General features: G+C 51.0%; 19 protein-coding genes. 14 read left to right on the plus strand and 5 right to left on the minus strand.

The genetic code is table 11. The features are described 5' to 3' along the window. The 9 genes from BZG84_RS10020 to rpoC form a co-directional block, all read left to right on the plus strand. Positions 1 to 300, plus strand: a 300-nt coding sequence (locus BZG84_RS10020) for an EF-Tu C-terminal domain-related protein (RefSeq protein ID WP_198536725.1), incomplete at its 5' end; no start/stop codon positions are given. A 232-nt stretch (positions 301 to 532) separates the two neighbouring features. Then, a complete protein-coding gene (secE, locus tag BZG84_RS10025; RefSeq protein ID WP_069587004.1) occupies positions 533 to 904 on the plus strand; it encodes a preprotein translocase subunit SecE in 372 nt (123 codons plus the stop codon). An 11-nt stretch (positions 905 to 915) separates the two neighbouring features. Continuing rightward, on the plus strand, positions 916 to 1,461 hold the full coding sequence (nusG, locus tag BZG84_RS10030; protein WP_069587003.1) for a transcription termination/antitermination protein NusG: 546 nt from the start codon (positions 916 to 918) through the stop codon (positions 1,459 to 1,461). A gap of 122 nt (positions 1,462 to 1,583) precedes the next feature. Continuing rightward, complete coding sequence (gene rplK, locus BZG84_RS10035) at positions 1,584 to 2,012, plus strand: 50S ribosomal protein L11 (RefSeq protein WP_069587002.1); 429 nt, start codon at positions 1,584 to 1,586, stop codon at positions 2,010 to 2,012. 4 nt (positions 2,013 to 2,016) lie between these two features. Continuing rightward, on the plus strand, positions 2,017 to 2,721 hold the full coding sequence (rplA, locus tag BZG84_RS10040; protein WP_069587001.1) for a 50S ribosomal protein L1: 705 nt from the start codon (positions 2,017 to 2,019) through the stop codon (positions 2,719 to 2,721). Positions 2,722 to 2,949: 228 nt separating this feature from the next. Then, positions 2,950 to 3,438 (plus strand): 50S ribosomal protein L10, encoded by a 489-nt coding sequence (rplJ, locus tag BZG84_RS10045; protein WP_069587000.1) that lies wholly within the window; start codon positions 2,950 to 2,952, stop codon positions 3,436 to 3,438. 57 nt (positions 3,439 to 3,495) lie between these two features. Then, the gene (gene rplL, locus BZG84_RS10050; RefSeq protein ID WP_069586999.1) at positions 3,496 to 3,864 is read left to right on the plus strand and encodes a 50S ribosomal protein L7/L12; all 369 of its coding nucleotides are present in this window, start codon (positions 3,496 to 3,498) and stop codon (positions 3,862 to 3,864) included. Positions 3,865 to 4,093: 229 nt separating this feature from the next. Beyond that, positions 4,094 to 8,119 carry a DNA-directed RNA polymerase subunit beta gene (rpoB, locus tag BZG84_RS10055; protein ID WP_077479061.1) on the plus strand — a complete coding sequence of 1,342 codons (4,026 nt, stop codon included), beginning with the start codon at positions 4,094 to 4,096 and terminating at the stop codon, positions 8,117 to 8,119. An 84-nt stretch (positions 8,120 to 8,203) separates the two neighbouring features. Beyond that, on the plus strand, positions 8,204 to 12,418 hold the full coding sequence (rpoC, locus tag BZG84_RS10060) for a DNA-directed RNA polymerase subunit beta' (protein WP_069586997.1): 4,215 nt from the start codon (positions 8,204 to 8,206) through the stop codon (positions 12,416 to 12,418). Positions 12,419 to 12,536: 118 nt separating this feature from the next. Here the strand turns inward: rpoC and BZG84_RS10065 are convergent, their stop codons facing one another. Next, positions 12,537 to 13,022, minus strand: a complete 486-nt coding sequence (locus tag BZG84_RS10065) for an Rsd/AlgQ family anti-sigma factor (protein ID WP_077479062.1) — start codon at positions 13,020 to 13,022, stop codon at positions 12,537 to 12,539. 144 nt (positions 13,023 to 13,166) lie between these two features. On the opposite strand from BZG84_RS10065, the gene nudC reads away from it, so the two are divergent. Then, positions 13,167 to 13,937 (plus strand): NAD(+) diphosphatase, encoded by a 771-nt coding sequence (nudC, locus tag BZG84_RS10070; protein WP_077479063.1) that lies wholly within the window; start codon positions 13,167 to 13,169, stop codon positions 13,935 to 13,937. 219 nt (positions 13,938 to 14,156) lie between these two features. Next, positions 14,157 to 15,221: a uroporphyrinogen decarboxylase gene (gene hemE / locus BZG84_RS10075; protein WP_077479064.1), complete on the plus strand. Its 1,065-nt coding sequence runs from the start codon at positions 14,157 to 14,159 to the stop codon at positions 15,219 to 15,221. 31 nt (positions 15,222 to 15,252) lie between these two features. On the opposite strand, the gene BZG84_RS10080 is transcribed toward hemE, so the two are convergent. Further along, positions 15,253 to 15,849: a uracil-DNA glycosylase family protein gene (locus tag BZG84_RS10080; RefSeq protein WP_077479065.1), complete on the minus strand. Its 597-nt coding sequence runs from the start codon at positions 15,847 to 15,849 to the stop codon at positions 15,253 to 15,255. Then, a complete protein-coding gene (locus tag BZG84_RS10085) occupies positions 15,850 to 16,755 on the minus strand; it encodes a D-2-hydroxyacid dehydrogenase (RefSeq protein WP_077479066.1) in 906 nt (301 codons plus the stop codon). It abuts the gene before it with no gap. A gap of 92 nt (positions 16,756 to 16,847) precedes the next feature. Between BZG84_RS10085 and BZG84_RS10090 the strand changes: the two genes are divergently transcribed. Then, positions 16,848 to 17,435, plus strand: a complete 588-nt coding sequence (locus tag BZG84_RS10090; protein WP_077456048.1) for a YjaG family protein — start codon at positions 16,848 to 16,850, stop codon at positions 17,433 to 17,435. Between the two features lie 52 nt (positions 17,436 to 17,487). Here BZG84_RS10090 and BZG84_RS10095 read toward each other — a convergent pair whose 3' ends face one another. Continuing rightward, complete coding sequence (locus tag BZG84_RS10095; protein ID WP_077456049.1) at positions 17,488 to 18,582, minus strand: CNNM domain-containing protein; 1,095 nt, start codon at positions 18,580 to 18,582, stop codon at positions 17,488 to 17,490. Positions 18,583 to 18,806: 224 nt separating this feature from the next. Here BZG84_RS10095 and hupA point away from each other — a divergent pair, with 224 nt between their 5' ends. Continuing rightward, positions 18,807 to 19,079, plus strand: a complete 273-nt coding sequence (hupA, locus tag BZG84_RS10100) for a nucleoid-associated protein HU-alpha (protein WP_069586989.1) — start codon at positions 18,807 to 18,809, stop codon at positions 19,077 to 19,079. Between the two features lie 62 nt (positions 19,080 to 19,141). Further along, a complete protein-coding gene (locus BZG84_RS10105; RefSeq protein WP_077479067.1) occupies positions 19,142 to 19,816 on the plus strand; it encodes a DUF1481 domain-containing protein in 675 nt (224 codons plus the stop codon). Positions 19,817 to 19,868: 52 nt separating this feature from the next. Here the strand turns inward: BZG84_RS10105 and purD are convergent, their stop codons facing one another. Then, a complete protein-coding gene (purD, locus tag BZG84_RS10110; protein ID WP_077678167.1) occupies positions 19,869 to 21,158 on the minus strand; it encodes a phosphoribosylamine--glycine ligase in 1,290 nt (429 codons plus the stop codon). Between the last annotated feature and the right edge of the window lie 15 nt (positions 21,159 to 21,173).

Genomic DNA, 21,173 nt, shown 5'->3' on the forward strand with positions numbered 1-21,173 from the left:
CCTGGTTCAATCACCCCGCACACTAAGTTCGAGTCAGAAGTATACGTACTGTCTAAAGACGAAGGCGGCCGTCATACTCCGTTCTTCAAAGGCTACCGTCCACAGTTCTACTTCCGTACAACTGACGTGACCGGTACTATCGAACTGCCAGAAGGCGTTGAGATGGTAATGCCTGGTGACAACATCAAGATGGTTGTTACCCTGATCGCGCCAATCGCGATGGACGAAGGTCTACGTTTCGCTATCCGTGAAGGTGGCCGTACCGTAGGCGCTGGTGTTGTTGCCAACATCGTTGAATAATGATTTGACGAAACACTAGTAAAAAGGGCATCATTTGATGCCCTTTTTCTGCGTTTGACACTTATATTGTTGCTATTTTGCCCAGTATTAGTGAACAAATGCAGCGTGTTGGTGCTCGTATTGATACCCTTAGGTGTGATAAATACGAGCACCGCGTGTCATTGCCAAGGCATTATGGTGTTTTGGCTGCAAAGACATTGCCGTCTATGTAGACTTGTTACAGGTAGAATGTATGAAAGCGAACGCTGAGACCCAATCCGGTTCGATGGACATCCTTAAATGGGGTGTTGTTTTTGTCCTGTTGGCCGCAGCCGTGGTAGGGAATAGCCTGTACAGTGACGTGTCTGTGGTAGTGCGAGCTGCTGCTGTAGTGGTGTTAGTTGCCGCTGCTGGTGGTATTGCTGCACTCACGATGAAAGGAAAAGCTGCGATCACGTTTGCACGCGAATCGCGTATGGAAGTGCGTAAAGTTGTATGGCCTACGCGTCAAGAGACCTTACAAACCACTCTCATCGTTCTGGCTGTTACTGTCGTTATGGCGCTCATCCTGTGGGGCGTTGACGGGATTATGGTCCGTCTAGTCCGCCTAATCACTGGCGTGTGAGGTAAAAGTACATGAGCGAAGCTCCCAAAAAACGTTGGTATGTGGTTCAGGCTTTCTCTGGTTTTGAAAGCCGTGTTGCGCAGTCATTGCGTGAACATATCAAAATGCACGAAATGGAAGATCACTTTGGTGAAGTCTTGGTGCCAACCGAAGAAGTGGTTGAAATGCGTCAAGGCCAGCGCCGTAAAAGTGAGCGCAAATTCTTCCCAGGCTACGTGCTAGTACAAATGGTGATGAACGATGAATCTTGGCACTTGGTACGCAGTGTTCCTCGTGTAATGGGCTTCATCGGTGGCACCTCAGATCGTCCTGCGCCGATTTCAGACAAAGAAGCCGATGCGATTCTCAACCGTCTTGAAAAAGCGAGTGAGTCACCCGTACACAAAACCGTCTTTGAGGCTGGTGAAGTGGTTCGCGTGACGGAAGGACCCTTTGCAGACTTTAACGGTGTGGTTGAAGAAGTGGACTATGACAAGAACCGCCTGAAGGTGTCTGTGTCTATCTTTGGCCGTGCAACCCCAGTTGAGCTTGAGTTTGGCCAGGTAGAAAAAACCTGATCAAAAAAGCATCATCAACGGTTGGCAAGGGCGCGAAATTTGACTATAATTTCGCGCCCTTTTGTTAAACGGGGAGTCTATCGTCAGGTAGACGTTAGTACCCAAAATTAGGTAATTGAATAATGGCAAAGAAAGTAGAAGCTTACATCAAGCTGCAAGTTGCAGCGGGTGCAGCTAACCCATCGCCACCGGTTGGTCCTGCTCTAGGTCAACACGGTGTGAACATCATGGAATTCTGTAAAGCGTTTAACGCGAAGACCGAATCTATCGAGAAAGGTCTGCCGATTCCTGTTGTTATCACTGTATACAACGATCGTTCTTTCACTTTCGTTACTAAGACTCCGCCAGCGGCAGTTCTTCTTAAGAAAGCAGCAGGCGTTAAGTCTGGTTCAGGTCGTCCAAACACTGAAAAAGTGGGTACCGTCACTGACGCTCAGATCCAAGAGATCGCAGAAACCAAAGCGGCAGACATGACCGGTGCGGACATCGAAGCGATGAAACGCTCTATTGCGGGTACTGCCCGTTCAATGGGCCTGAACGTAGAGGGTTAAGACAATGGCTAAAATGACTAAGCGCATGCGCGTAATCCGCGAAAAAGTTGATGTGACCAAAGAGTACGACATCAACGAAGCCGTTGCTCTACTGAAGGAACTGGCGACTGCTAAATTTGTTGAAAGCGTTGACGTTGCTGTCAACCTTGGCATTGATGCACGTAAATCAGACCAGAACGTTCGTGGCGCAACTGTACTGCCACACGGTACTGGCCGTGATATCCGTGTTGCTGTGTTCACACAAGGTGCGAACGCTGAAGCTGCGAAAGAAGCGGGTGCCGACATCGTTGGTATGGAAGACCTGGCTGAGCAAGTGAAGAAAGGCGAAATGAACTTTGACGTCGTTGTCGCTTCACCAGACGCGATGCGCGTTGTTGGCCAACTGGGTACTATCCTAGGTCCTCGCGGCCTGATGCCAAACCCGAAAGTGGGTACTGTAACGCCTAACGTTGCTGAAGCGGTTAAGAACGCGAAAGCAGGTCAGGTTCGTTACCGTAACGACAAGAACGGCATCGTTCACACCACCATCGGTAAAGTAGACTTTGACGCGAACAGCCTGAAAGAAAACCTGGAAGCGCTGTTGGTTGCTCTGAAGAAGGCGAAGCCAACTTCAGCAAAAGGTACTTTCATTAAGAAAGTTAGCCTGTCTACCACCATGGGCGCAGGTGTTGCTCTGGACCAGAACACTCTGGAAACCAGCGCAAGCTAATTGCCAGAAGCGAGTGAGTAGTTTATACTCTCTCGCTTCACAATTTTATGGCTGAGTCTGTTTAACAGACTTCGTCCAAGACCGTAGGCGTTCATTACGAACTTAATATTTCCTACGTAGACGGTGCCAGAACATGATAGATTTCTCGTCTTTCTTGGATCTGCACCGTACAAGCTCTCTCTGCAAAGCTGTAGAGAGTGGTGTTAAACAATCCAGGAGCAAATCCAAATGGCTTTAAACCTTCAAGACAAAAAAGCAATTGTTGCTGAAGTCAACGAAGCTGCCAGTGGTGCCCTGTCTGCAGTAGTTGCTGATTCTCGCGGTGTAACCGTGGATGCGATGACTTCTCTACGTAAACAAGCGCGTGAAGCGGGCGTTTTCATGAAAGTTGTTCGTAATACACTGGCTCGCCGTGCAGTTGAAGGCACTGACTACGAGTGTCTAAAAGACACTTTCGTTGGTCCAACTCTGATTGCGTTTTCTAACGAGCACCCTGGTGCCGCTGCGCGTCTTTTCAAAGACTTCGCAAAAGAGAACAAAGAGTTTGAGATCAAGTCTGCTGCATTCGAAGGTGCGATCACTGACCCAGAGGTATTGGCAACACTGCCAACGTACGACGAAGCAATTGCACGCCTGATGATGGGTCTGAAAGAAGCATCTGCAGGCAAGCTGGTTCGTACTATTGCCGCTGTTCGCGACCAAAAAGAAGCGGCGTAATTGCCCTTTTACATTGGTTGCTTAATCTAATTATTGTTGACTTTAAAGAGAATTGTTATGTCTATCACTAACGAGCAAATCCTAGACGCAATTGCAGACATGTCTGTAATGCAAGTTGTTGAGCTAATCGAAGCAATGGAAGAAAAATTCGGCGTATCAGCTGCAGCAGCAGTTGTTGCTGGTGGTGCTGCTGAAGGCGGTGCTGCTGAAGAGCAAACCGAATTTGACGTAATCCTGAAAGAAGCTGGTGCTAACAAAGTAGCAGTTATCAAAGCGGTTCGTGGCGCAACTGGTCTAGGCCTGAAAGAAGCGAAAGCTCTGGTTGACGGCGCTCCTGCACCTCTGAAAGAAGGTGTTGAGAAAGAAGAAGCTGAAGCGCTTAAAGCTCAGCTAGAAGAAGCTGGTGCTTCTGTTGAAGTTAAGTAATTTATACTTAATTTCTTAGCCTGAAAGGGCATTGGCTGGTGGCTAAATAGCCACCGGCCTTTTTGCGCTGTAGGGCGGTAGTGAAATTTCCACCCCGTTTTATCACTGCTGACCATGCAAAAAAAATCAAAGCAAGCGCTTTGATTTTCCTACACTAAACGGTGGTTGTTTAGTCACTGTCCCTTGTACTGGACAGTTTGGGTCACTTATCAGCGAGCTGAGGAACCCTATGGTTTACTCTTATACCGAGAAAAAGCGTATCCGTAAGGATTTTGGTAAGCGTCCTCAAGTTCTGGACGTGCCATACTTGCTGTCGATCCAGCTTGAATCTTTTGAGAAGTTTATCGAGCAGGATCCAGAAGGGCAATACGGTCTTGAAGCTGCCTTTCGCTCTGTCTTTCCAATTCAGAGCTACAACGGCAATTCCGAGCTGCAATACGTTAGCTATCGTCTCGGTGAGCCAGTTTTCGATGTCAAAGAATGCCAAATTCGCGGCGTAACCTATTCGGCACCACTACGCGTGAAACTGCGCTTGGTGATGTTTGATAAAGATGCCCCGGCTGGTACCGTTAAAGACATCAAAGAACAAGAAGTCTATATGGGCGAAATTCCGCTCATGACTGAAAATGGTACCTTTGTCATCAATGGTACTGAGAGGGTTATCGTATCCCAGCTGCACCGTAGTCCGGGCGTCTTTTTCGACAGCGATAAGGGTAAAACCCATTCCTCAGGAAAAGTGCTATATAACGCACGCGTGATCCCATACCGTGGTTCATGGTTGGATTTCGAATTTGATCCTAAGGATATCGTTTACGTTCGTATCGACCGTCGTCGTAAGCTGCCTGCATCGATTATTCTGCGTGCGCTGGAATATACAACGGAAGAGATCCTGGATCTGTTCTTCGATAAAGTTGTCTTTGAAGTCAAAGGTAAAGCGCTAGTCATGGAACTGGTGCCTGATCGCCTACGTGGCGAAACAGCCAGCTTTGACATTGAAGCCAACGGCACCGTTTATGTTGAACAGGGTCGCCGTATTACCGCTCGCCACATCCGTCAGTTGGTGAAAGATAACGTCGATCACATCGAAGTGCCGGTTGAGTACATCGCAGGCAAGATTTCTGCACGTGATTACGTTAACCAAGACACAGGCGAAGTGATTGTCTCGGCTAACCAAGAGTTAAGCCTGGAGACACTGGCGCAATTGTCGCAAGCGGGTCACAAGAAAATCGAAACCCTGTTCACCAACGACTTAGATCATGGTCCGTACATGTCAGATACCTTGCGTATCGACAACACCACGGATCGTTTGACTGCGTTGGTTGAAATCTATCGCATGATGCGCCCAGGCGAGCCACCAACAAAAGAAGCGGCAGAGCAATTGTTCGAAAGCCTCTTCTTCTCTGAAGATCGTTACGATCTATCAGCGGTGGGCCGTATGAAGTTCAACAGCTCATTAGGGCGTGATGAACTAACCGGTCCTGGCGTACTGAGCAAAGAAGACATCATTGAAGTGATGCGTAAACTGATCGATATCCGTAACGGTATCGGTGAAGTGGACGACATCGACCACCTAGGTAACCGTCGTATTCGTTCGGTTGGCGAAATGGCCGAGAACCAATTCCGTGTTGGTTTGGTACGTGTTGAGCGTGCGGTTAAAGAGCGTCTGAGCCTGGGTGACCTTGACAATGTGATGCCACAAGACTTGATCAACGCTAAGCCAATTTCGGCCGCGGTGAAAGAGTTCTTTGGTTCATCTCAGTTGTCACAATTTATGGACCAAAACAACCCGTTGTCTGAGGTGACGCACAAACGTCGTATCTCTGCATTGGGTCCAGGTGGTTTGACGCGTGAGCGCGCCGGCTTTGAAGTTCGAGACGTACACGCGACGCACTACGGTCGTCTCTGTCCGATCGAAACCCCTGAAGGTCCGAACATCGGTCTGATTAACTCACTGTCAGCGTTTGCGCGTTGTAACCCTTACGGCTTCTTGGAAACCCCATACCGTAAAGTGGTTGACGGTAAAGTGACCGATCAAATCGATTACCTGTCAGCGATTGAAGAAGGCCACTACGTGATTGCGCAGGCGAACGCCGCGCTGAACGAAGATGGCTCGTTCACTGATGAACTGATCACTGCGCGTGAGAAAGGGGAATCAGGTCTGCACCCACGTGACCATGTTCAGTACATGGACGTTGCAACCAACCAGGTTGTATCGGTGGCAGCCTCTTTGATCCCATTCCTTGAGCATGACGATGCGAACCGTGCCTTGATGGGTGCGAACATGCAACGTCAGGCCGTTCCAACATTGCGTGCGCAAAAGCCGCTGGTTGGTACGGGTATCGAGCGCAATGTGGCGGTTGACTCAGGTGTTACCGCGGTTGCGAAACGTGGCGGTATCATCCAGTCAGTTGATGCTTCGCGCATCGTACTGAAAGTGAATGAAGATGAGCTGGTACCTGGTGAAGCGGGTATCGACATCTACAACCTGACTAAGTACACCCGTTCTAACCAGAACACCTGTATTAACCAGCGTCCAACTGTGATGCCGGGCGACCAAGTGGCAAAAGGTGACGTACTGGCTGACGGCCCATCGACTGACTTGGGCGAGCTAGCACTGGGTCAGAACATGCGTATCGCGTTTATGCCGTGGAACGGTTATAACTTTGAGGATTCCATCCTTATTTCCGAGCGCGTCGCGCAGGAAGACCGTTTAACCACTATCCACATTCAAGAGCTTTCTTGTGTGGCGCGTGATACCAAGTTGGGCAGCGAAGAAATCACCGCGGACATTCCAAACGTGGGTGAAGCAGCGCTATCGAAACTGGATGAGTCAGGGGTTGTGTATATCGGTGCCGAAGTGAAAGGCGGCGATATCATGGTTGGTAAAGTGACGCCAAAAGGCGAAACGCAACTGACACCAGAAGAGAAACTGCTGCGTGCAATCTTCGGCGAAAAAGCCTCTGACGTGAAAGACTCGTCACTGCGTGTGCCGAACGGTGTATCAGGTACGGTTATCGATGTACAAGTCTTTACTCGCGATGGCGTAGAGAAAGACAAGCGTGCACTCGAAATCGAAGAAATGCAGCTGAAAGAAGCGAAGAAAGACCTGACCGAGGAGTTCTCTATCCTTGAAGGCGGTCTGCTAGCGCGTGTTCGTTCACTGCTTTCTCAAGCCGGTTATACCGACAACCAGTTAGACGGCATGGATCGTAAGACCATGTTGACACAAACACTGGATGATGAAGCACAGCAAACCCAGCTAGAGCAGCTGGCTGAGCAATACGACGAAATTAAAGCCGAGTTCGATAAGAAGTTCGAAACCAAGCGCCGTAAGATCACTCAAGGTGATGATTTGGCTCCTGGCGTACTGAAGATCGTTAAAGTCTACTTGGCCGTTAAACGTCGCATCCAGCCGGGTGACAAGATGGCCGGTCGTCACGGTAACAAAGGTGTAATCTCGAAGATTAACCCAGTTGAAGACATGCCTTACGACGAAAACGGTGTTCCTGTGGATCTGGTACTTAACCCGCTGGGTGTACCTTCACGTATGAACATCGGTCAGATCCTAGAAACACACATGGGTCTGGCGGCGAAAGGTATCGGTGACAAGATCAACCGTATGCTCAAAGAGCAGCAAGAACTGGCGAAATTCCGCGAGTTCCTGCAGAAGGTCTATAGTCTGGGCGATACCCGTCAGAAAGTGGACATCAGTAAACTGACTGACGACGAAGTACGCACCTTGGTGAACAACCTGCGTGACGGTCTTCCAACGGCATCGCCTGTCTTTGACGGTGCACCAGAGCCGTTGATCAAAGAGCTACTCAAACTGGGTGATCTGCCAGAGTCAGGTCAGCTAGCGCTTTATGATGGCCGCACGGGTGAGAAGTTTGAGCGTCCAGTAACCGTGGGTTACATGTACATGCTGAAACTGAACCACTTGGTTGATGACAAGATGCACGCCCGTTCAACTGGCTCGTACAGCCTTGTAACTCAGCAGCCGCTGGGTGGTAAGGCACAGTTCGGTGGTCAGCGATTCGGTGAGATGGAAGTATGGGCACTGGAAGCATACGGTGCTGCCTATACCCTACAAGAAATGCTCACCGTGAAGTCGGATGACGTTAATGGCCGTACCAAGATGTATAAGAACATCGTGGATGGCGACCATCGTATGGAGCCGGGCATGCCGGAATCTTTCAACGTATTGCTGAAAGAAATCCGCTCGTTGGGTATCAACATCGAGCTGGAAGACGAGTAAGCCGCTGGCTGACTCTCTCCGGTAAGAATATGAAGGCGCTGCCTGTCAGCGCCTTTATGGGTCAACTCCTCACAGGAGCCGATTGTGAAAGACTTACTTAAGTTTCTGAAAGCACAGCATAAGACCGAAGAATTTGATTCGATCAAAATCGGTCTAGCCTCACCAGACATGATCCGTTCATGGTCGTTTGGTGAAGTGAAAAAGCCAGAAACCATCAACTACCGTACCTTTAAGCCTGAGCGTGACGGTTTGTTCTGTGCACGTATCTTCGGCCCGGTCAAAGACTACGAATGTCTTTGTGGTAAATACAAGCGCCTGAAGCACCGTGGCGTCATTTGTGAAAAATGTGGCGTTGAAGTTACTCAGACCAAAGTGCGCCGTGAGCGTATGGGTCACATTGAGCTGGCTTCACCTGTTGCCCACATTTGGTTCCTGAAGTCGCTACCATCACGCATTGGTTTGCTGATGGACATGCCGCTACGTGACATCGAGCGTGTGCTTTACTTTGAATCCTACGTGGTGATTGAGCCAGGTATGACCAACCTTGAGCGTGGTCAGATGCTGTCTGAAGAGCAGTACTTGGACGCGTTGGAAGAGTGGGGCGACGAATTTGATGCGCGCATGGGCGCAGAAGCAGTGAAAGCACTGCTGGCGAACATGGATCTGTCAGTTGAGACAGAGCAAATGCGTGAAGAGTTGGAAGAAACCAACTCTGAAACCAAACGTAAGAAGATCACTAAGCGTTTGAAGCTGGTGGAAGCCTTCTTGCAATCAGGTAACAACCCTGAGTGGATGATCCTGACTGTGCTGCCTGTGTTGCCGCCAGACTTGCGTCCATTGGTACCGTTGGACGGTGGTCGTTTTGCGACCTCGGATCTGAACGACCTTTACCGTCGTGTGATCAACCGTAACAACCGTTTGAAGCGCCTGCTTGATCTTGCTGCACCAGACATCATCGTGCGTAACGAAAAACGCATGCTGCAAGAGTCTGTGGATGCCTTACTTGATAACGGTCGTCGTGGTCGTGCCATCACTGGCTCGAACAAGCGTCCGCTTAAATCGCTGGCTGACATGATCAAAGGTAAGCAGGGTCGTTTCCGTCAGAACCTGCTGGGTAAACGCGTTGACTACTCTGGCCGTTCGGTAATCACCGTAGGTCCATACTTGCGTCTGCATCAGTGTGGTCTGCCAAAGAAAATGGCACTAGAGCTGTTTAAACCGTTTATCTACGGCAAGCTTGAGACTCGTGGTCTCGCGACCACCATCAAAGCCGCCAAGAAGATGGTTGAGCGCGAAGAAGCTGTGGTATGGGATATCTTGGATGAAGTCATCCGTGAACACCCTGTCCTGCTAAACCGTGCACCAACACTTCACCGTTTGGGTATCCAAGCGTTTGAACCTGTGCTTATCGAAGGTAAAGCGATTCAGCTACACCCATTGGTGTGTGCGGCCTATAACGCCGACTTCGATGGTGACCAGATGGCTGTTCACGTACCGCTGACGCTGGAAGCCCAGCTCGAAGCGCGTGCGTTGATGATGTCGACCAACAACATCCTATCGCCAGCATCCGGTGATCCTATCATCGTACCGTCTCAGGACGTGGTTCTGGGTCTTTACTACATGACCCGTGAGAAGGTGAACGGCAAAGGCGAAGGCATGTACTTGGCCGGCCCAGGCGAAGCCGAAAAGGTTTACCGTACTGGCCATGCTGAACTGCATACGCGCGTAAAAGTGCGTATCAAGCAAGTTGATATCGATGAGATGGGCGCTCGTACCGAGAAAGTATCACTGGTTGATACCACCGTCGGTCGTGCCATGCTGTGGACCATCGTGCCGGAAGGCCTGTCATTTGACTTGGTTAACCAGCCGTTGGGTAAAAAGCAAATCTCTAACTTGCTCAACACCTGTTACCGTAAGCTGGGTCTGAAAGACACTGTTATTTTTGCTGACCAAATCATGTACACCGGTTTTGCCTACGCGGCACTGTCGGGCACCTCTGTCGGTATCGACGATATGGTGATCCCACAAGCCAAGTACGACTTGATCGAAGCAGCAGAAGCAGAAGTTGCGGAAATCCAAGAGCAGTTCCAATCTGGTCTGGTTACCGCGGGCGAACGTTACAACAAAGTGATCGATATCTGGGCTGCAGCGAACGAACAAGTTGCAAAAGCCATGATGGATAACCTGTCTAACGAGACAGTGATTAACCGTGACGGCGAAGAAGAAACCCAGAAGTCGTTCAACAGTGTTTACATGATGGCCGACTCAGGCGCACGTGGTTCTGCGGCACAGATTCGTCAGCTAGCCGGTATGCGTGGTCTGATGGCGAAGCCAGATGGCTCTATCATCGAAACGCCAATCACGGCGAACTTCCGTGAAGGCCTGAACGTTCTTCAGTACTTTATCTCTACGCACGGTGCGCGTAAGGGTCTTGCAGATACCGCATTGAAGACAGCGAACTCAGGTTACCTGACTCGTCGTCTGGTTGACGTAGCCCAAGACGTGGTCGTGACCGAAACCGATTGTGGCACCGAAGGCGGTATCCACATGATGGCGGTTATCGAAGGCGGTGACGTGAAAGAAGCACTGCGTGAGCGTGTGCTGGGTCGTGTCGTCGCTGAAGACGTACTGAAGCCGGGTACTGACGAGGTGCTTGCACCACGTAACACCCTGCTGGATGAGAAGTGGTGTGACATTCTTGAGCAGCACTCTGTCGATAAGGTAAAAGTACGCTCTGTCGTAACCTGTGAAACTGACTTCGGTTGTTGTGCACACTGTTACGGTCGTGACTTGGCACGTGGTCACTTGGTGAACCACGGTGAGTCTGTGGGCGTTATCGCGGCACAGTCTATCGGTGAGCCAGGTACACAGCTGACCATGCGTACGTTCCACATCGGTGGTGCGGCATCGCGTGCGGCGGCAGAAAACAACATCCAGGTGAAGAACAAAGGTTCTATGCACCTGCACAATGTGAAATCCGTGACCAACAGCGACGGTAAGCTAGTGATTACCTCGCGTGCGTCAGAGATGACCATTGTTGATGAGTTCGGTCGTACGAAAGAAAGCTACAAAGTGCCTTACGGTGCCTTGCTGAGCAAGAAAGATGGTGAAGCGGTTGAAGCTGGCGACGTCGTTGCTAACTGGGACCCGCACACCATGCCAATCATCACCGAAGTAGAAGGTAGCGTTCGCTTCGTAGACATGATTGATGGCGTCACCATGCAGCGTCAAACTGATGAACTGACCGGCCTGTCTTCTATCGTGGTCATGGATGCCTCTGAGCGCCCATCATCCGGTAAAGATAAGCGTCCTGCAGTGAAACTGGTTGATGCGCAAGGCAATGACATGATGATCCCAGGCACTGATATGCCGGTTCAATACTTCTTGCCGGGTAACGCAATTGTTCAGCTGGATGACGGCGCGAACGTTGGCATTGGTGACACCTTGGCGCGTATCCCGCAAGAAAGCGGCGGTACCAAGGATATCACCGGTGGTCTGCCACGTGTTGCTGACCTGTTCGAAGCGCGTAAGCCAAAAGAGCCAGCTATCTTGGCGGAGATCACAGGTACTGTTTCCTTCGGTAAAGAAACCAAAGGTAAACGTCGCCTGATCATCACCCCAGAAGAAGGCCAAGCCTACGAAGAGATGATTCCAAAATGGCGTCAGCTCAACGTATTCGAAGGTGAAAAAGTCGAGAAAGGTGATGTGATCGCTGATGGTCCAGAATCACCGCACGACATCTTGCGTCTGCGTGGTGTTCACGCAGTGGCTGAGTACATCACCAACGAAGTTCAAGACGTTTACCGTCTGCAAGGCGTTAAGATCAACGATAAGCATATCGAGACCATCGTGCGTCAGATGTTGCGTAAGGTGACCATTAAGTCTGCAGGTGATACCGACTTCTTGGAAGGCGAGCAAGTGGAATACTCACGTGTGACCATTGCTAACCGTGAACTTGAAGCGGAAGGCAAGCGTCCAGCGACCTATGGTCGTGACCTGCTGGGTATCACTAAAGCCTCGTTGGCGACTGAGTCATTCATCTCAGCGGCATCGTTCCAGGAAACCACGCGCGTGCTGACAGAAGCAGCCGTAGCGGGTAAACGTGATGACTTACGTGGTCTGAAAGAGAACGTGATTGTGGGTCGTTTGATCCCAGCCGGTACTGGTTTCGCGTATCATAAAGATCGTCAAGCCAAACGTGCTGAGCCTGAACAGCCTGTTGCACCACAGATTGATGCTGAGCAAGCCTCACAAGATCTGGCAGCACTTTTGAATGCAGGACTGAACGACGACAATTAATCGATTGTCTCGCACCATTGAAAAGGCACCTCCTCGGAGGTGCCTTTTGTTTTTCTGCCCTAGAGCACAAAAAAACGCCGCCAAGAGGCGACGGATTCGTTTATTCACTGATACGTATTTACGCGCCAGGCGGGTGAGCTAAGCTATCTGCAATGACACGAATTAGTGTGTCTTCTAACTCGAAACGTTGTTCCAGCAGCTCGCCGATCGCTGAGATGTCTTCATCAAAGTCGGGGAAGTGATAGTCCTCATCATCCCAATCAAGCTCACTAAATTTGTCGTTGAAATCGAGCAAAGGATCCGTGGTGTCAACAATGCGGAAATACAAGCTATCGGTTTCTTGTGTTGCCGAGAAGCCGGTAGACTGCCATCGCTCCATGACCATGTTATAAATCTTAAAATGCCCCGTGGAGATGTAATCGACCAAGTGATCGCAGAAGCGGTCAATTTCTTCTTTGCTGGGCAGATTCTGCTTCTTTTTTACCGCGACACCTGCCACGTTGTAGTATTCAACCAGCAGCTGACGACGTAACTCGAGCCAGTAATCGATGACGTCATCGTAACCGCTCCATTGTGCTTTAGTACGTTCAAGTTTTTTCAGCATGATCGGCGTCCTCGTGATCGATCAGCGAATGGGTGGCACTATATACGGCCAACTTAAAATTAACGGGCTGCTCAATCCTTTGCATCACGTTATGAAGTTAGATTGCCAGTATTCAAGTATAGCTGCAAGGCTAAGGAAGTGACCATGTCTCAGAATCAACAAGCCGTCTATTTGTGTGCGGTTGTCGACGGAAAACTCTGGCTTCCTCACGGTACATTGCCTTTGTTATCCCTATCAGAATTGCCGTTTGCGGTGCAGACGACGATCACCGTTGGTCATTATCAACACATCCCAGTGGTGGGGGCATGGAATTGTAACACCATGCTACCGAGTGATGAGATGGCGGACTTGAGAGCGCTATTATCGGATTTACCGGCTGACTTGTTTGCGCTAGTGGGACGAGTCGTTCAGCTTGATGTGATGCAAAAGCAGCAAGCATTTTGCGGCCGCTGTGGCCACCGTGCGGTATTGGATACACAGTCGGTGGCGATGTGGTGCGCCGTCTGTCAACGTCACGATTATCCGCGTGTGTCGCCTTGTGTGATTGTGGCGGTACGTGATGACAAGCGACTGCTGCTGGCACAGCATCCACGGCATAAAACCGGGATGTATACCGTGATTGCCGGATTCGTTGAGCCCGGTGAAACCCTCGAACAGTGCGTGGCGCGCGAGGTCAAAGAGGAAACGGGGATTGAGGTGAAAAATATCCGTTATATGGATAGCCAGCCGTGGGCCTTTCCTTCCAATGTCATGATGGGTTTTTTGGCCGACTATGCAAGCGGTCAGCTACGGCCAGATTATGAGGAATTGACGGATGCACAATGGTTTGACTGCCAATCACTCCCGCCAGTTGCACCTCAAGGGACCATTGCGCGGCGCTTGATTGACGCAAGCTGCGCGCTTGCGCAGGAATAAAAAAACCCGGCCGTAGGGAAGCCGGGGTAAGATGCGAACATAATTGTCTTTCGCAGACCTATTGTCGTTATGCGTTGGTTTTATCATGTGGTGAGAAAAGCAGCAATCATCGCCCACCCTTGGGATGACAGTTTTATGATCCTGTTAACAAAGGTTGGCTTTTGTTGCGACTCGACAGTGATACAATGACGCCTCTTTTCGCTCACAGGCTTTAACACAATGACTGAACTGAAAAACGATCGCTATTTACGCGCTTTACTCAAACAGCCAGTGGATTGCACCCCCGTGTGGATGATGCGTCAAGCTGGTCGCTATCTGCCAGAATACCGCGAAGTACGTGCGCAAGCCGGTGATTTTCTGTCATTGTGTAAAAATGCAGAGCTGGCGTGTGAAGTGACTTTACAACCTTTACGCCGCTTTGATCTCGATGCCGCTATTCTGTTCTCCGACATTTTGACCATCCCCGATGCGATGGGACTGGGTTTGTATTTTGAGACCGGAGAGGGGCCGAAGTTTGCGCGCCCGATTACCTGTAAGGCGGACGTCGATAAAATCGGCATTCCCGATCCTGAAGGTGAGCTGCAATATGTGATGAATGCCGTACGCACTATTCGTCACGAATTGAACGGAGACGTTCCCTTGATTGGTTTTTCCGGCAGCCCTTGGACGCTCGCCACCTACATGGTGGAAGGGGGCAGCTCGAAAGCCTTTACCAAGCTTAAGAAGATGATGTATGCCGAGCCACAAACCCTGCATGCATTACTCGATAAGCTTGCCGATAGCGTGACCAGCTATTTGAATGCGCAAATCAAAGCGGGCGCCCAATCGGTGATGATCTTTGATACTTGGGGTGGGGTATTAACCCCGCGTGATTATTACGACTTCTCACTCCAATACATGCATAAAATTGTGGATGGTCTGATCCGTGAGCATGAAGGCCGTCGTGTCCCAGTGACCTTGTTTACCAAAAACGGCGGAATGTGGCTTGAGAAAATCGCGGCGACCGGTTGCGATGGTGTGGGGTTAGATTGGACAATCGATATTGCCGATGCCAAAGCACGGATTGGTGATAAAGTGGCCTTGCAAGGCAATATGGACCCGTCCATCCTCTATGCTCAGCCTGATCGTATCCGTCAAGAGGTTGCGACTATCCTAGAAGGATTTGGCGAAGGGACAGGCCATGTCTTTAATCTCGGCCACGGGATCCACCTCGATGTCCCGCCGGAAAACGCCGGGGTGTTTGTCGATGCGGTGCATGAGTTGTCCCGTCTGTATCACGACTAAGCTAGCACGCTCGCCAATGGCGAGCGTTTTTTTACCTCGGTGCAGTGAACAACGCCTGTTGGATCTGCGTTTGCAGGGCTGGCACTACCTGTTCTTCAAACCATGGATGACGACGTAGCCATAACGTATTTCTGGGCGAGGGGTGAGGTAGCACAAAAGTGTGCGGTGCCCACTGCCGCCAGTGTTTGACGGTTTCGGTCAATGTTTTGGGCTTATTGGCTAAATAGTACTGCTGAGCATACTGGCCAATCAGCAAGGTCACCGCAACGTTAGGGAGGTGCGCTTTGATTGCCTTGTGCCACACAGGCGCACAAATGCGGGCAGGCGGCAAATCGCCCGATTTACCTTTGCCCGGATAGCATAGCCCCATCGGCATAATGGCAAATAAGTCAGGCTGATAGAATTGCTCGCGCGTGACCCCCAGCCATTCTCGTAAGCGGTCGCCACTGGGATCATTAAAGGGCAGGCCACTGTCATGGACGCGTCTACCGGGTGCTTGGCCGATAATCAGTACCCGCGCATCCGTACTGGCTTGGATCACAGGACGAGGTCCATCAGGTAGCCAATGTTGGCATAATCGGCATGCTTGTGCTGCGGATAACCCTGTCTCCAAATCCGAAAACGTCATCTAGTACCCTTTATCAAAATCGACGTGGTGGAGCAAAGGCTCGCCAGCATGCCAGCGCCGATAGTTATCCGTAAACAGCTTAAAGACCTGATCGGGGAAGCTAACGGCAGCAATATGCGGTGTCACTGTCACCTTGGGGTGTGTCCAAAACGGATGCGACTCGGGCAGGGGCTCCTGTTGCATCACATCCAAGACCGCGCCGCGAAGCTGCTTCGCCTCCAACGCGTGGATCAGGGCGTGCTCATCCACGGTGGCACCACGCCCGACGTTAATAAAGAAAAGATCCAGCGCATGCTGCCAAAACGCTGCATTCAGGCATTGGTGTGTTTTGTCTGTGGCGGGCAAAGTGCTTACTAACACATCAACCTCACGCAACCGTTGCTGTAATTCGGGCAGTGTCATGGTGTGATCAAACGCCTCGACAGACCGGCCGGTTTGGTTGGTGCCCAGTACCTTCATGCCAAACGCGTGAGCGACGGTCGCGATATACTGGCCAATCGCTCCTGTGCCTAAAATGGCGAGCGTTTGCCCATGCAATGACTGATAGGGCTGAGGCTGCCAGTGACACTGCGCTTGCTGTTTGGCGTACTGACCAATATGGCGAGTATTCGTCAATAGGTGTCCGAAAACATATTCGGCCATTAAGGGGCCAAAAATACCGCGCACATTGGTGAGCTGATAGTGGCGGAACGGCGCCTGAATCAGCGCATCGGTCCCGGCGAAGGTGGATTGCAACCAGCGCAACGCGTTGGCATGAGGCAGCTTTGACACGGCAAGCGGTGGGTCAGCTAGCCAGATCGTGGCCTCTTCTGCGTTATGCGTGAGGGCGAGATCTGGGAGTTGGGCTGCTGCCAGTAATTGATGGTAGGTCGCAGCATGCTCACTGATCACATAAACTTTATCCACAAAGGCTCCTTTTTATGGGGCGGTGAATCAAGTACACTTGCACCCAATTTACCGACGGACAATTGTCCCCCGTTATTTAAGATCAATTGGCTATGTTAAGAAACCCCTTACAACTGCGTTTGGAAAAATGTGAGACTTGGCAGCACGTCAGTTTTATGGCTGCGCTGGTGGAGCGTATGTACCCTAACTATGCCCTTTACTGTGCGCAAACTGAATTTGCTGACCCTCAAGCGTTTCGCAATATTCTTGATGCAGTGTGGGAATCACAAACAGTGAAAGGGGCCAAAATTGACTTTGAGCGACAGCTAGAAAAGCTGGAGCCATTGATCCCTGCGCTCACCGATGACGCGATTTACCTCACTTATCCAGCCATTGATGCCTGTGCGGCGTTATCACACCTTCTTCACGCCTTGCTTGACCGTGATGAAATGCTGACCATTACGCTGAAAGTGAGCCAGCAGTCGGTGATGAGCGTCGCGCAACTGGAAGAAGCACAAACCGGCGATGCAGTCACCGATGAAAACCAGAAGGCGAATGAAGCTGTGTGTGATGAATGGGACGCGCAGTGGGCGATTTTCCGGGTACTGAAAAGTGCGGATACCCGCGACGTTGAGATGCTTAAAGGCATTCGCCAAGAGTTACGCGAGGCGGGTGTGAGCAACTTAGGATTAAGCCTTTGAACGGCGGAAAATGAGATAAAAAAGGCGGCTTCGGCCGCCTTTTGTGTTTAGGTTATCCCGATGATTCATCCGATTGACGCTGTACGGGTGGTTCATCGTCGTCTTGGCTCTCAATCATCTTATGCTGCTTTTTCCATGACTCCCAACGCTGGTAGGCCAATTGCTGCATATCGGTGACAGTATCCGCTTCATCAATGATCTCGCGGCCGGTTAAGTACTCGAAAATATCTTCCAGCGTGATTATCCCTTGCACCGTCCCGTACTCGTCCACAATCATCGCTAATTGCGCGCGACGGATCATTAAGATATCGAACGCTTGTAATACGCTATTACCGGGCAAAATCACCGCGAGTGGACGCATAAGGTCACCCAGGGTGGTACGTCGAGCCCCGCGTGTCTTGGCGGCATAGATATCGGATTTGTGGACAAAACCTAAAATATCATCACGCTGTTCGCCATAAATCAACGGGCGCGAGAAGGGACAGTCACTGTGCTCGGTTAAAAAGGTATCTACACTCATCTCCGCCGGGACACGAAAAAGCACCGGACGTGGGGTCATCAACTGCGTGGCAGGGAGCTCACGCAGTTTCAACATGTTGTTGAGCATCTGGGTTTCATCTTCACCCATTTCACCACTTTCTGAGGCGAGCATCGCCATGGCCGAGATTTCATCACGCAGTTTGACATGGGTCGCGTCAGAGCTAAGACGCTTGGTTATTTGCTCGGATACCCACACAAAGGGGGTCAGGCCCCATACCATCCACTTCAATACAATCGCCGCCCCTGGCGCCAATTGCGGCCAGAAGTTGGCACCAATGGTTTTTGGGATAATCTCGGAGAGTAATAAAATAGCCAGTGTGAGTACTGCGGAGAATACCCCAACCCATGCATCGCCAAACACATTGGCCGCTTGTGCCCCTGCACCTGCTGCCCCCACGGTGTGCGCAATGGTGTTTAAGGTGAGGATCGAAGCCAGTGGTCGGTCGATATTATCTTTTAAGGCGGTCAGTTTCGCCGCGGCTGGGTGTTCTTGCTGACGGAGATTCGCCAAATAGCTTGGCGTAATACTCAATAGGATTGCTTCAAGCACAGAACAAATGAAAGATACACCAATAGATAATGAGATAAATAGGACAAGAGTCAGCATATATTCCCGAGTATGAAAGCCAGTCGTCCCCTTAAAGATCAGGCCAGTGGCGGGCTTTTACAACCATTCAAATGAGAAAAAGCGCAACAAATTGTGAGATCGCGCTCAGTTTGTGGTTAAAGAGCCTCCATATAGTCTCACCAAGCGCCACAAACCTTTGCCAGCCGGGCTTCTTTTGAATTAGAGTGAGCTCGTCTCTAAAAAAACCTAGAAGGGAAGACATAATGAACAAGACCCAACTGATCGACCTGATCGCTGAAAAAGCCGACCTTTCAAAAGCGCAAGCAAAAGCAGCACTGGAAGCGACTTTGGGCGGAATTGAAGGTGCCCTAAAAGAAGGCGAGCAGGTGCAACTGATTGGCTTCGGTACGTTTAAAGTAAACCACCGTGCAGCGCGCACGGGTCGTAACCCACAGACGGGTCAAGAGATCCAAATTTCAGCGGCTAACGTGCCAGCCTTTGTGGCAGGTAAAGCACTGAAAGACGCGGTTAAGTAAGCGTCAATCGTCATTATCGCCATAGCCTCTGCTATGGCGTTTTTGTCTCTGGGTGACGCAAAATGCGAAGAGTATGGGCGTTATCGCTGATCATACTGCTCACGGCCTGTAGCCGTGGCGAACCCCCGAAGCCTGTCACACGGGTAACAGCCTCTGTTGCGGGTGGTGACCACAGTGCGGTCTATTGGCTCGATAGCCAACAGGGGCGCCCAATCAGCTTGTCAGAGCATGTTTGGCAAGGGGATTACGGCGAGTATCGCGGCGAATATGTGTGGCGAGATGGCCAATTACGTGCCTTAAAGCGTGAAGGTGAACAGCTCGCAGATAATACGCGTGTCCCTTTTTCTCTCCATGTCCGTTTTGATGCCAGTGGCGAACCTGTATTTCAACGCTATCGCCAAGATGGCGCGATTATTCCCCTCGACAGTGCTGCGTTAACGCGCCTGTATCAAGAGTCCAATCAGATCCTCGGCCAAGCCCAAGGGCAAATCGCGCGCAATGTGTCTGTCTTGCAGGGACAGCGAATAGGTGAATATTGGGTAGATTGCCGTGGCGAACGGCAGCGTTGGGTCTTTGATGATGCGATCCCGCCCGTGGTGGTGAGCAAGCTGCTCCAGCCGGGTACCTTTGTGATTGGCGCTGGGAATCCCGGTATTGGCAAAGATACCATCGATGCCTTGGTCTTGGTGCGCCGTGAAAAGGCGTGCTTAACCCGTCCTCAGCTATTGGCAGAATAAAAAATGCGCCCAGAGGACGCATTGTGGCATGGTGTGACGGTCACTGATTCGCTTATGATGTAGCGTTTTCGCGTGCGATGGCGCGATGGGCAATATCACGGCGGTAAAAGCAGCCCGGCCACTGGATCATGGCAGCCAGCGTATCAGCCCCTTGTTTTGCCGTAGTCACATTCTCACCTAATGCGGTAGCACAGAGTACACGCCCGCCAGCGGTGACAATATCGCCGTCTTTTAGTGCTGTCCCTGCGTGAAATACTTTGGCGGTCTCGCTATCGGTGGGTAACCCAGAGATACGATCCCCTTTGCGATAGTCACCCGGATAGCCACCAGCGGCTAAGACCACGCCCACGGCTGCACGTGGATCCCAGTGAGACTCGACCTTATCAAGGCGTCCTTGCGTGCCTGCCAAGCAAAGCTCAACCAAGTCAGATTGCAAGCGCATCATAATCGGTTGGGTTTCCGGATCGCCAAAGCGACAGTTAAACTCAATCACTTTTGGCGTCCCATCGGCACTGATCATCAAGCCTGCGTATAGAAAGCCTGTATACGGCACACCATCGGCGCGCATGCCTTCTACTGTTGGCATGATTACCTCGTCCATCACACGTTGATGGATTGCATCGGTGACCACAGGCGCGGGCGAGTATGCACCCATACCGCCGGTATTAAGGCCGGTATCGCCTTCTCCGACCCGTTTGTGGTCTTGGCTGGTGGCCATTGGCAGCACATGCTCTCCATCGATCATGACGATAAAGCTTGCTTCTTCACCTTGCAGAAATTCCTCGATGACCACGCGGTGACCGGCTTCACCAAACGCATTGCCCGAGAGCATATCGCGCACTGCCTCGGTGGCTTCTTGTTCGGTCATCGCGACAATGACCCCTTTTCCAGCAGCAAGGCCGTCGGCTTTGACCACAATGGGCGCGCCTTTTTCCTCGATGTAGGCTAATGCGGGCTCTACCGTCGAAAAGGTTTGGTAGTCAGCGGTGGGAATGCCATGTCGCGCTAAAAAGTCTTTACTGAAGGCTTTCGAACCTTCAAGTTGTGCCGCTGCTTGGGTAGGACCAAAGATGGCCAAGCCGTGCTCACGGAAGGCATCGACCACACCTAACACCAAGGGGGCTTCAGGACCCACGATGGTCAAATCAATTTGTTGCTCGCGCGCAAAGGCCAGCAATCCCTCAACGTCATCAGCAGCAATGGCGATATTGCTGACTTTTTCCTCGTGGGCGGTGCCGGCATTGCCCGGTGCGCAATATACGATTTCAACGTTTGATGACTGCGCGGCTTTCCACGCCAGCGCATGTTCGCGGCCACCGCCACCAATCACTAATACCTTCATGTGTTCTCCTTCATC

The sequence above is a fragment of the Salinivibrio sp. PR932 genome, assembly GCF_001996125.1.
GTDB classification, from domain to species: domain Bacteria; phylum Pseudomonadota; class Gammaproteobacteria; order Enterobacterales; family Vibrionaceae; genus Salinivibrio; species Salinivibrio proteolyticus.